The organism is Pseudovibrio sp. W74 (assembly GCF_001623085.1).
Taxonomy (GTDB): domain Bacteria; phylum Pseudomonadota; class Alphaproteobacteria; order Rhizobiales; family Stappiaceae; genus Pseudovibrio.
In genome coordinates this window covers 109,955-120,350 of sequence record NZ_LMCJ01000016.1, presented here as the reverse complement: position 1 = coordinate 120,350, position 10,396 = coordinate 109,955, and the positions used below count along the sequence as shown (strand labels likewise).

Here is a 10,396-nt window from a genome sequence, read left to right as displayed (position 1 = left end):
TCGCTATCCGTGAAGGCGGTCGTACCGTCGGCGCTGGTGTTGTAGCTGAAATCATCGAATAAGAATTGAGTTCGAACTGCGGTTTGATCTTGTGTTAAACCGCAGTTGCCTTGCTCAGTTAAGGATTAGTCATGAACGGTCAGAATATACGGATCCGCCTGAAGGCGTTTGATCACCGTGTTCTTGACGCTTCCACTAAGGAAATCGTGAACACGGCGAAACGGACCGGCGCACAAGTGCGTGGACCAGTTCCGTTGCCGACGCGGATTGAGAAGTACACAGTACTTCGCGGACCGCATGTTGATAAAAAGAGCCGTGATCAGTTCGAAATGCGCACTCATAAGCGTCTTTTGGACATCGTCGACCCAACACCACAGACAGTAGATGCTTTGATGAAGCTCGACCTGGCTGCTGGCGTTGATGTCGAGATCAAGCTCTAAGTGCGGCAAGGGGACACAGTAATGCGTTCTGGAGTGATCGCACAGAAGGTGGGTATGACCCGTATCTATAACGCGGCAGGCGAACACGTGCCCGTTACAGTACTGCGTCTAGACAACTGTCAAGTTGTTGCTCACCGGACGGCAGACAAGAACGGCTACACTGCGCTTCAGTTGGGCGTAGGTGCGGCAAAAGTTAAGAACACGAACCGCGCGATGCGTGGCCACTTTGCAGTTGCAAAAGTTGAGCCTAAGCGCAAACTCGCTGAGTTCCGTGTTTCTGAAGAGAACTTGATCGAAGTTGGTGCTGAGCTTACAGCTGACCACTTCCTTAACGGTCAGTTCGTGGATGTAACCGGCACCTCTATCGGTAAGGGCTTTGCTGGTGCGATGAAGCGTCACAACTTCGGTGGTGGTCGCGCTTCTCATGGTGTGTCTGTTTCACACCGTGCGCACGGTTCTACCGGTCAGTGTCAGGATCCAGGTAAGGTGTTTAAAGGCAAGAAAATGGCCGGACACCTCGGTGCTGAACGCGTAACCACTCAGAACCTGAAAGTTGTACGTACTGACGTAGAACGTGGTCTGATCATGGTTGAAGGTTCTGTACCTGGCTCTAAAGGCGGTTGGATCCTGGTTCGTGATGCAATTAAGAAGGCTCTGCCAGAGAACGTTCCTGTACCAGGTGCATTCCGTCAGAACTCTGCTATTGCAGCGGCTGAAGCCGGGAAGGAAGGTGAGTGATGGAACTCGAGGTTAAAACCCTCGGCGGTAACGCAGCGGGTTCGATCACAGTGTCTGACGAGATCTTTGGTCTCGAGCCACGTATCGACCTAATCCAGCGTGTTGTTCGCTGGCAGCTTGCAAAGCGCCAGGCTGGTACTCATAAAACTTTGGGTCGTTCCGAAGTTAATGGTACCACCAAAAAATTCGTACGCCAGAAAGGTTCTGGCGGCGCACGTCACGGTAACCGTAAAGCACCTCAGTTCCGTGGTGGTGGTAGGGCATTTGGTCCAGTTGTGCGTGAGCACGCTCATGAGCTTCCTAAAAAAGTTCGTGTTCTGGGTCTGAAGCATGCTCTGTCTGCAAAAGCAGCTTCTGGCAACCTAATTGTTGTTGAAGATGCGAAATCAGCAGAAGCCAAAACCAAGGCTCTGAAGGACCAGCTCGGTTCTCTCGGATTGAACAGTGCGTTGTTCGTGGACGGTTCTGAAGTAGATGCAAACTTCGGTTTGGCTACTCGTAACATTCCACTCGTAGATGTACTGCCGGTACAGGGTATCAACGTTTACGACATTCTTCGTCGTGATACGCTGGTCCTGACCAAAGCGGCAGTTGCAGCTTTGGAGGAGCGCTTCTAATGAGCAAGCTCGTTCACTACGACAAAATCGTATCTCCGGTGATCACCGAGAAAGCTACTTTTGCCTCTGAAGAGAATAAAGTTGTTTTCAAGGTTGCTCTCACTGCAACAAAACCGGAAATCAAAGCAGCTGTTGAAGCTCTGTTCGGCGTAAAAGTCAAAGCAGTCAACACACTGGTTCGCAAGGGTAAGACCAAGCGCTTCAAAGGTGTTGTCGGCAAACAGAACGACTTCAAAAAAGCTGTGGTCACTCTGGAAGATGGTCAGTCCATCGACGTGACGACCGGTCTGTAAGGGGTAGGACAAAATGGCACTTAAGACATTTAATCCGACATCTCCTGGCCGTCGTCAGCTGGTCCAGGTAGACCGTTCTGATCTTTGGAAAGGCAAGCCAGTCAAGAAATTGACTGAAGGTCTGTCCAAGTCCGGAGGTCGTAACAACCACGGTCGTAAGACTGCGAACAACATTGGTGGTGGTCACAAACGTACCTACCGCCTGATCGACTTCAAGCGTCGTAAATTCGACGTTGTCGGTACTGTTGAGCGTCTGGAATACGATCCAAACCGCACCGCTTTCATCGCTCTCATCACTTATGATGATGGCGAGCAGGCATACATCCTTGCACCACAGCGTCTTGCTGCTGGCGATAAGGTTGTAGCTGGTGAAGCTGTGGATATTAAGCCAGGCAACGCTATGCCTCTGGCTTCTATTCCAGTGGGTACCATCATCCACAACATCGAGATGAAGCCAGGCAAAGGCGCGCAGATTGCTCGCTCAGCTGGTGCTTACGCTCAGATCGTTGGTCGTGATGCTGGTTACACAGTCATCCGTCTGCTTTCCGGTGAACAGCGTCGCGTTCTTGGCACCTGTATGGCTACCGTTGGTGCGGTATCCAACCAGGACCACGCGAACATCAACCTTGGTAAGGCTGGTCGTTCCCGTTGGCTGGGTCGTCGCCCACACGTTCGTGGTGTTGCGATGAACCCTGTCGATCACCCACATGGTGGTGGTGAAGGTCGCACCTCCGGTGGACGTCATCCGGTTACCCCTTGGGGCAAGCCGACCAAAGGCAAGCGCACACGCAGTAACAAGTCCAGCGATAAGTTTATCGTTCGGTCTCGTCACGCGCGTAAGAAGTAAGAGGAACGGATCGTGGCACGTTCGATCTGGAAAGGGCCGTTTATTGACGGTTACCTCCTGAAGAAAGCGGATAAGGTTCGTGAATCCGGCCGGAATGAGGTCATTAAGACCTGGAGCCGACGTTCTACCGTTCTGCCGCACTTTGTGGGGTTGACTTTTGGCGTCTATAACGGTCAAAAGCACATTCCTGTTTTGATCAGTGAAGACATGGTTGGGCACAAGTTGGGCGAATTCGCTCCTTCTCGTACCTACTACGGCCATGGCGCTGACAAAAAGTCAAAGAGGAAGTAGCGATGGGCAAGCAGAAGCATGAGCGGATGCTCCCAGACAACGAGGCAAAGGCGGTTTGCCGCATGCTGCGGGTTTCCCCGCAGAAGTTGAACCTCGTTGCTGCATCCATTCGCGGTAAGAAGGTTGGTACAGCACTTGCTGATCTTACCTTCTCCCGTAAGCGCATTTCAGGCGACGTCAAGAAGACCTTGATGTCTGCTATTGCTAATGCGGAAAACAACCATGATCTCGACGTCGACAATCTTGTCGTCGCCGAGGCTTATGTTGGCAAAGCGCTTGTCATGAAGCGTTTCCAGCCGCGAGCTCGTGGTCGTGTTGGACGGATTCTAAAGCCGTTTTCCAACCTGACTATCGTGGTTCGGGAAGTTGAGGAGACTGCCTGATGGGTCAGAAGATTAATCCAATCGGTTTTCGTCTTGGCATCAACCGTACCTGGGACTCTCGCTGGTTTGCTAGCAAGAACGAATACGGCGATCTTCTTCATGAAGATTTTCGCATCCGCGAATATCTGCTTAAAGAACTTAAGCAGGCTGCTGTATCCAAGGTCGTCATTGAACGTCCGCACAAAAAGTGCCGTGTAACTATTCACTCTGGTCGTCCAGGTGTTGTTATCGGTAAAAAAGGTGCAGACATCGAACGTCTTCGCAAGAAGCTGTCCGAGATGACAAATTCGGAAGTGCACCTCAACATCGTTGAAGTGCGCAAGCCGGAGACCGATGCAGCGCTTGTTGCAGCATCTATCGCTCAGCAGCTCGAGCGTCGTGTTGCTTTCCGCCGTGCCATGAAGCGTGCAGTTCAGTCTGCAATGCGTCTTGGCGCCCAGGGCATCCGTATTAACTGCGGTGGTCGTCTTGGTGGTGCGGAAATCGCACGTATCGAATGGTACCGTGAAGGTCGCGTGCCTCTGCACACTCTTCGTGCAGACATCGACTACGGCACTGCTACAGCACACACCGCTTACGGCGCGTGTGGCGTTAAAGTCTGGATCTTCAAGGGCGAAATCCTTGAGCATGACCCAATGGCTTCTGAACGTCGTGCGACTGAAGGTGGTGGCAAGAGCGAACGCCAAGGTGGCGGTCGGCGTGAGCGCGCTGCGTAAGCAGCGCCTTCACACGGCTTAACTATTAAAGCGAGAGAAAACGATGCTGCAACCAAAGCGTACTAAGTTCCGCAAGCAGCACAAGGGCCGCATCCATGGTAATGCCAAGGGTGGTACGGACCTCAATTTTGGTGCCTTTGGCCTGAAAGCCATGGAACCAGAGCGGATCACCGCTCGTCAGATTGAGGCTGCCCGTCGTGCAATGACCCGTTACATGAAGCGTGCGGGTCGCGTGTGGATCAGAATCTTCCCGGACGTTCCTGTGTCCTCCAAGCCGGCTGAAGTCCGCATGGGTAAGGGTAAAGGTTCTCCTGAGTACTGGGCGTGCCGGGTGAAACCTGGTCGCATCATGTTCGAAATGGACGGTGTGTCTGAAGATATTGCTCGTGAAGCAATGCGTCTGGCCGCTGCTAAACTCCCAATCAAGTGCCGGTTCGTCCAGCGCATTGGTGAGTAATCGGACATCGAAAGGAAAAGGCCATGAAGGCTAGCGACGTAAGAGCTAAGACCTCAGATGAGCTCAAGGCAAACCTGGAAGAACTGAAAAAAGAACAGTTCAACCTGCGTTTCCAGAGAGCAACTGGTCAGCTCGAAAACACCGCTCGTGTCCGTCAGGTTCGCCGGGACATTGCGCGGATCCAGACAGTCTTGCGCGACAAGCGCGTGTCTGACAACGCATAAGGAGCTAATGATGCCAAAGCGTATTTTGCAGGGTGTCGTTGTTAGCGATGCGAACGAAAAGACAGTAACGGTGAAGGTAGAGCGTCGCTTTACCCACCCTTTGCTGAAAAAAGTTGTGCGCCGTACGAAGAAGTATCGTGCACATGACGAAAATAATTCTTACAAGGTTGGCGACACCGTTCAAATTGAAGAGTGTGCTCCAATCTCTAAGAATAAGAAATGGACCGTTGTTTCTACGGAAGCAGCGAGCTAGTGAACGCATCCAGCATTTCTAACTTTTAGAGTGCTGAGAAAGAACAAGGCGACGAGTCATGATTCAGATGCAAACTAACCTCGACGTAGCCGATAATTCCGGCGCACGTCGTGTCATGTGCATCAAAGTGCTCGGCGGCTCCAAACGGAAGTATGCTGGCGTTGGCGACATCATTGTTGTCTCCGTCAAAGAAGCAATTCCTCGGGGTCGTGTAAAGAAGGGCGACGTGATGAAAGCGGTCGTCGTACGCACGGCTAAAGACATCCGTCGTGCTGACGGCAGTGTGATCCGGTTCGACAGCAATGCTGCCGTCCTGATCAACAACAACAAAGAACCGATCGGAACACGTATTTTTGGCCCAGTTCCTCGTGAACTGCGTGGCAAGAATCACATGAAGATCATTTCGCTTGCGCCGGAGGTGCTCTGATGCCCGCGAAGATCAAAAAGGGCGACAAGGTCGTCGTAATTGCCGGTCGTGACAAAGGAAAGACTGGGGAAGTTCTCCAGATGATTCCATCTGACAACCGCGCTGTCGTGCGTGGCGTTAACTTGGTGAAACGTCACCAGCGCCAGACCCAACAGAGCGAAGGTGGTATCATCACAAAGGAAGCTCCAATTCAGCTTTCCAATATTGCCATTGCTGATCCTAAGGATGGCAAGCCGACCCGCGTCGGTTTCACGACTAATGATGCAGGCGCCACTGTTCGTGTCGCTAAGCGTTCAGGAGACGTGATTGATGGCTGACGCTACTTACACTCCACGGCTCAAGGCGCACTACAATGATGTAGTGCGTGGTGAGCTTCAGGAGAAGTTTAACTACACCAACCCAATGATGATTCCTTCGGTCGAAAAGATCGTTTTGAACATGGGTGTTGGTGAAGCTGTTGGTGACAGCAAGAAGGCTCGTATCGCTGCTGAAGATCTTAGCTTGATTGCTGGTCAAAAGGCGGTTATTACCCGTGCTAGAAAATCTATCGCGACCTTCAAGGTTCGTGAAGATATGCCGCTGGGTACTAAAGTTACACTTCGTCGTAACCAGATGTTCGAATTCATGGATCGTTTGATCACAATAGCGCTTCCGCGTGTACGTGACTTTCGTGGCTTGAATCCGAAAAGCTTCGACGGACGTGGCAACTACGCTATGGGACTTAAAGAACACATTGTTTTCCCTGAAATTGACTACGATAAAGTAGATCAAATGTGGGGTATGGACATTGTTGTTTGTACCAATGCTAAAACCGATGACGAAGCGCGTGAACTGCTGCGCGCGTTCAACTTCCCGTTCCGCAAATAAAAGCGGTATACGGGAAAGGAACGAGGACAGACGATGGCGAAGAAAAGCGCGGTCGAGAAAAACAAGCGGCGCGTAGCTCTTGTTAGTAAATATGCTGACAAGCGTGCTGCCCTGAAGGCCATGGCCAAGGACGAGAGCTTGTCCCTGGAGGAGCGTTTCAATGCACGGCTGAAGCTTTCAAAGCTGCCGCGCAATTCCGCGCCTACACGGGTACGCAACCGGTGTGAAGTCACAGGTCGCCCACGCGGTTACTACCGCAAACTTAAGATGTCGCGTATTGCGCTTCGTGAGTTGGGTTCCCTGGGCAAGATCCCGGGTCTCGTGAAGTCGAGCTGGTAAGGAGTTACTGCTATGTCGATTTCCGATCCAGTCGGGGATATGATCACGCGCATCCGTAATGCGCAGATGCGTCGCAAATCTAAAGTAAGCACACCTGCTTCTAAGTTGCGCGCACACATCTTGGACGTTCTGATTTCCGAAGGTTACATCCGCGGTTATACCGCTGTTGACTTCGGTGCAGGCAAGTCTGAGCTTGAAATTGAGTTGAAGTATTTCGACGGTGAACCAGTGATTCGCACCATTGAGCGCGTATCTAAGCCTGGTCGTCGTGTGTATTCTTCAGTCAAGAACATCCCACACGTTGCAAACGGCTTGGGTGTATCTATTCTGTCTACTCCTCAGGGTGTAATGGCAGACCACGATGCACGTGAGAAAAATGTGGGTGGTGAAGTACTTTGTCGCGTCTTCTGACGCGGCATTGCACGATTAACTAAAATAACAGACAGGTTGATCTTATGTCTCGAATTGGCAAGAAGCCAGTCCCCGTGCCAAGCGGGGTAACGGCAACGATCAACGGCCAGAATGTTATCGTTAAAGGCCCGAAGGGGGAACTCTCCTTCGTGGTCAACGATCTCGTTTCGGTCGATATGGCGGATGATGGTATCCGTCTTGATCCGCGCAACCAGTCAAAGACTGCGCGTTCTATGTGGGGTATGTCCCGCACCATGGTCGCTAACCTTATCACAGGTGTGACTTCCGGCTTCGAAAAGCAGCTGGCGATTACCGGTGTTGGTTACCGTGCACAGGTTCAAGGTAAGACCCTTAATCTTGCTCTTGGTTTCTCTCATGATGTCAAGTTTGACATTCCTGAGGGTGTAGAAATCAAATGTCCGAAGCCGACAGAAATTGTCATCAACGGCATTGACAAGCAGCAGATAGGGCAGGTTGCCGCGAACATTCGTGAATATCGCCCACCTGAGCCATACAAAGGCAAGGGTATTCGTTATGCGGACGAGTTCATCGTTCGTAAAGAAGGCAAGAAGAAGTAACGGTACGGACCATGGCGAATGGAAATTCTTTCGAACGTCGTCGCGCCCGTGTGCGCCGTTCGATCAAAAAGGTAGCGAATGGTCGTCCTCGGCTGTCCGTTTTCCGCTCATCCAAGCAGATTTACGCTCAGATCATCGACGATACCAAGGGTGTAACCCTTGCGTCCGCGTCTACCATTGAGAAAGACGTAAAAGTAGAAAACGGCGGCAATAAAGATGCTGCTGCTGCTGTAGGCAAGCTTATTGCTGAACGCGCTATTGCTGCTGGTATCAAAGAAGTCGTGTTTGATCGTGGTGGTTATATCTATCATGGCCGTGTTCAGGCCTTGGCAGATGCAGCACGTGATAGCGGTCTGAGCTTCTGATCAGCGCCTTTTGGTGCTCCTAGAGAACGGGAAACATTATTATGGCGAGACAGGATAACCGGGATCGTGAAGAGCGCGACAGCGAATTTGTCGATAAGCTCGTTCACATCAACCGCGTCGCTAAAGTTGTAAAGGGTGGTCGTCGTTTCGGCTTCGCCGCTCTTGTAGTAGTTGGTGATCAGAAAGGCCGCGTTGGCTTTGGTCACGGTAAGGCTCGTGAAGTGCCAGAGGCCATCCGCAAAGCAACAGAAGCTGCTAAGCGTACTATGGTTCGTGTGCCACTTCGTGAAGGTCGTACTCTTCACCACGATGTTGAAGGCCGTCACGGCGCAGGTAAAGTTGTACTTCGTGCAGCACCTGCCGGTACCGGTATCATCGCTGGTGGTCCAATGCGTGCTGTGTTTGAGACACTTGGTGTCCAGGACGTTGTTGCGAAGTCCCTTGGTACTTCCAACCCGTACAACATGGTTCGTGCGACTTTCGATGCACTGAAAAAAGAAGACAGCCCGCGTTCTGTTGCAGCACGTCGTGGTCTCAAGGTATCTTCCTTGCAGGCTCGTCGTCGTGACAACGATGATGCGGCGCCAGTAAAGGCTGAGGCATAAGCCTCGCTTTTGCTGACTGAGAACAAGGGTTAGTGTCATGGCTAATACTGAAAAGACTGTAACAGTCGAACAGATCGGTAGCCCGCTTCGCCGTCCTGCTAGTCAACGTGCTACGTTGATTGGTCTGGGTCTGAACAAGATGCACCGTCGTCGTACTCTGAAGGATACTCCAGAAGTACGCGGCATGATCCGTAAGGTTCAGCATCTGGTTCGCGTTTTAGACGAAGCATAAGCGGACCGGGAGAACTATCATGAAGCTCAACGAACTCCGGGATAACCCGGGTGCTGTTTCGGACCGAACCCGCGTAGGACGCGGTATCGGTTCCGGTAAGGGCAAGACTGGCGGCCGTGGTGTCAAAGGTCAGAAGTCCCGTTCGGGTGTTGCTATCAAGGGCTTTGAAGGCGGGCAGATGCCATTGCATCGTCGTCTTCCAAAGCGCGGCTTCACCAATATCTTTGCTAAGGACCTGAACATTGTGTCCTTGGGTCGTGTTCAGACAGCAATCGACGCTGGTAAGCTTGACGCTTCCGCGACGGTGACTGTTGAAGCACTTGTTGCAGCAGGCGTTGTTCGCCGTGTTCTGGATGGCGTACGCCTTCTGTCCGACGGTGAGCTGAAAACAGCTGTAACTTTCGAAATTGCTGGTGCTTCCAAAACTGCTATTGCAGCAGTTGAGAAAGCAGGCGGCAAGGTCGTAATCAAGGAAGGCAAGGCTTAACAGCCTTGTCTTTTTTTCGGGGTGTATCCAAACTGACCGGAGCGCGGAATGGCTTCTGCTGCCGAGCAACTTGCTTCAAACCTTAACTTTTCTGCCTTTGCTAAAGCCGAGGAACTGAAGAAGCGGATCTGGTTCACGCTAGGCGCGCTTTTGGTTTATCGATTCGGAACCTATATCCCTCTGCCTGGAATTAATCCTGACGCGCTCGCACAGGCCTTCGGAAACGTACAAACTGGCATTGTTGGCCTGTTTAACATGTTCTCCGGTGGTGCTGTCGAGCGTATGGCTATTTTTGCCCTCGGCATCATGCCTTACATTTCTGCGTCGATTATCATCCAGCTTATGACTTCTGTTGTTCCTACTTTGGAACAGCTGAAGAAAGAGGGTGAGCAAGGCCGGAAAAAAATTAACCAGTACACACGTTTTGGTACAGTGATTCTGGCAACCTTCCAGGCCTACGGTATTTCCGTTGGTCTTGAGGCTGGCGCGAACATTGTTATCGATCCGGGCTGGTTCTTCCGTATTGCAACAGTTCTTACCCTTGTTGGTGGTACTATGTTCTTGATGTGGCTGGGTGAGCAAATCACCTCTCGCGGCATTGGTAACGGCATTTCTTTGATCATTTTCTCCGGTATTGTTGCCGGGCTTCCTTCTGCGATTGCTTCCACTTTGGAACTTGGTCGTCAGGGCGCGCTCGCAACTCCAATCATTCTGGCAGTTATCATACTGTCTGTGGTGGTTATCGGCGTTATCGTCTTCATGGAACGTGCACAGCGACGGTTGCTGATTCAGTATCCACGTCGCCAACAGGGCAATAAGATGTTTG

Annotated in this window: 22 protein-coding genes; all 22 read left to right on the top strand. The window is 51.7% G+C overall.

The features are described 5' to 3' along the window. Positions 1 to 131 precede the first annotated feature (131 nt). A complete protein-coding gene (gene rpsJ / locus PsW74_RS11255) occupies positions 132 to 440 on the top strand; it encodes a 30S ribosomal protein S10 (protein WP_008547405.1) in 309 nt (102 codons plus the stop codon). 21 nt (positions 441 to 461) lie between these two features. Beyond that, a complete protein-coding gene (gene rplC / locus PsW74_RS11250) occupies positions 462 to 1,178 on the top strand; it encodes a 50S ribosomal protein L3 (RefSeq protein ID WP_057463439.1) in 717 nt (238 codons plus the stop codon). Continuing rightward, positions 1,178 to 1,795: a 50S ribosomal protein L4 gene (rplD, locus tag PsW74_RS11245; RefSeq protein WP_063289480.1), complete on the top strand. Its 618-nt coding sequence runs from the start codon at positions 1,178 to 1,180 to the stop codon at positions 1,793 to 1,795. The genes rplC and rplD overlap by 1 nt, the downstream gene beginning before the upstream one ends. Beyond that, the gene (locus PsW74_RS11240; RefSeq protein WP_057463437.1) at positions 1,795 to 2,088 is read left to right on the top strand and encodes a 50S ribosomal protein L23; all 294 of its coding nucleotides are present in this window, start codon (positions 1,795 to 1,797) and stop codon (positions 2,086 to 2,088) included. The genes rplD and PsW74_RS11240 overlap by 1 nt, the downstream gene beginning before the upstream one ends. A gap of 13 nt (positions 2,089 to 2,101) precedes the next feature. Next, entirely contained in the window at positions 2,102 to 2,935 is an 834-nt protein-coding gene (gene rplB / locus PsW74_RS11235; protein ID WP_057463436.1) for a 50S ribosomal protein L2, read from the top strand. Positions 2,936 to 2,947: 12 nt separating this feature from the next. After that, complete coding sequence (rpsS, locus tag PsW74_RS11230; protein WP_057463435.1) at positions 2,948 to 3,226, top strand: 30S ribosomal protein S19; 279 nt, start codon at positions 2,948 to 2,950, stop codon at positions 3,224 to 3,226. A 2-nt stretch (positions 3,227 to 3,228) separates the two neighbouring features. Next, positions 3,229 to 3,609, top strand: coding sequence for a 50S ribosomal protein L22 (rplV, locus tag PsW74_RS11225; protein WP_057463434.1), 381 nt, complete (start codon positions 3,229 to 3,231; stop codon positions 3,607 to 3,609). Then, positions 3,609 to 4,325 carry a 30S ribosomal protein S3 gene (gene rpsC, locus PsW74_RS11220; protein ID WP_057463433.1) on the top strand — a complete coding sequence of 239 codons (717 nt, stop codon included), beginning with the start codon at positions 3,609 to 3,611 and terminating at the stop codon, positions 4,323 to 4,325. Before rplV ends, rpsC begins: the two co-directional genes overlap by 1 nt. 43 nt (positions 4,326 to 4,368) lie before the next feature. After that, positions 4,369 to 4,782: a 50S ribosomal protein L16 gene (rplP, locus tag PsW74_RS11215; protein ID WP_057463432.1), complete on the top strand. Its 414-nt coding sequence runs from the start codon at positions 4,369 to 4,371 to the stop codon at positions 4,780 to 4,782. A gap of 23 nt (positions 4,783 to 4,805) precedes the next feature. Continuing rightward, the gene (rpmC, locus tag PsW74_RS11210; RefSeq protein WP_063289479.1) at positions 4,806 to 5,006 is read left to right on the top strand and encodes a 50S ribosomal protein L29; all 201 of its coding nucleotides are present in this window, start codon (positions 4,806 to 4,808) and stop codon (positions 5,004 to 5,006) included. A gap of 10 nt (positions 5,007 to 5,016) precedes the next feature. Beyond that, positions 5,017 to 5,259: a 30S ribosomal protein S17 gene (rpsQ, locus tag PsW74_RS11205; RefSeq protein WP_057463454.1), complete on the top strand. Its 243-nt coding sequence runs from the start codon at positions 5,017 to 5,019 to the stop codon at positions 5,257 to 5,259. A 58-nt stretch (positions 5,260 to 5,317) separates the two neighbouring features. Further along, positions 5,318 to 5,686: a 50S ribosomal protein L14 gene (gene rplN / locus PsW74_RS11200; protein WP_057463430.1), complete on the top strand. Its 369-nt coding sequence runs from the start codon at positions 5,318 to 5,320 to the stop codon at positions 5,684 to 5,686. Beyond that, positions 5,686 to 6,003 (top strand): 50S ribosomal protein L24, encoded by a 318-nt coding sequence (gene rplX / locus PsW74_RS11195; RefSeq protein WP_057463429.1) that lies wholly within the window; start codon positions 5,686 to 5,688, stop codon positions 6,001 to 6,003. Before rplN ends, rplX begins: the two co-directional genes overlap by 1 nt. Then, entirely contained in the window at positions 5,996 to 6,553 is a 558-nt protein-coding gene (gene rplE, locus PsW74_RS11190; RefSeq protein ID WP_057463428.1) for a 50S ribosomal protein L5, read from the top strand. The genes rplX and rplE overlap by 8 nt, the downstream gene beginning before the upstream one ends. A gap of 33 nt (positions 6,554 to 6,586) precedes the next feature. After that, positions 6,587 to 6,892, top strand: a complete 306-nt coding sequence (rpsN, locus tag PsW74_RS11185) for a 30S ribosomal protein S14 (RefSeq protein WP_057463427.1) — start codon at positions 6,587 to 6,589, stop codon at positions 6,890 to 6,892. 12 nt (positions 6,893 to 6,904) lie between these two features. Then, positions 6,905 to 7,303, top strand: coding sequence for a 30S ribosomal protein S8 (gene rpsH, locus PsW74_RS11180; protein WP_057463426.1), 399 nt, complete (start codon positions 6,905 to 6,907; stop codon positions 7,301 to 7,303). 44 nt (positions 7,304 to 7,347) lie between these two features. Next, entirely contained in the window at positions 7,348 to 7,881 is a 534-nt protein-coding gene (gene rplF, locus PsW74_RS11175) for a 50S ribosomal protein L6 (RefSeq protein WP_063289478.1), read from the top strand. A gap of 11 nt (positions 7,882 to 7,892) precedes the next feature. Further along, positions 7,893 to 8,246 carry a 50S ribosomal protein L18 gene (rplR, locus tag PsW74_RS11170; protein WP_057463424.1) on the top strand — a complete coding sequence of 118 codons (354 nt, stop codon included), beginning with the start codon at positions 7,893 to 7,895 and terminating at the stop codon, positions 8,244 to 8,246. Between the two features lie 41 nt (positions 8,247 to 8,287). Continuing rightward, a complete protein-coding gene (gene rpsE / locus PsW74_RS11165) occupies positions 8,288 to 8,851 on the top strand; it encodes a 30S ribosomal protein S5 (RefSeq protein WP_008548041.1) in 564 nt (187 codons plus the stop codon). Between the two features lie 37 nt (positions 8,852 to 8,888). Next, positions 8,889 to 9,083 carry a 50S ribosomal protein L30 gene (gene rpmD, locus PsW74_RS11160; RefSeq protein WP_057463423.1) on the top strand — a complete coding sequence of 65 codons (195 nt, stop codon included), beginning with the start codon at positions 8,889 to 8,891 and terminating at the stop codon, positions 9,081 to 9,083. Between the two features lie 19 nt (positions 9,084 to 9,102). Beyond that, on the top strand, positions 9,103 to 9,570 hold the full coding sequence (rplO, locus tag PsW74_RS11155; protein ID WP_063289477.1) for a 50S ribosomal protein L15: 468 nt from the start codon (positions 9,103 to 9,105) through the stop codon (positions 9,568 to 9,570). A 48-nt stretch (positions 9,571 to 9,618) separates the two neighbouring features. After that, the coding region (locus tag PsW74_RS29700; protein WP_244277859.1) for a preprotein translocase subunit SecY at positions 9,619 to 10,396 on the top strand (778 nt) is incomplete at its 3' end.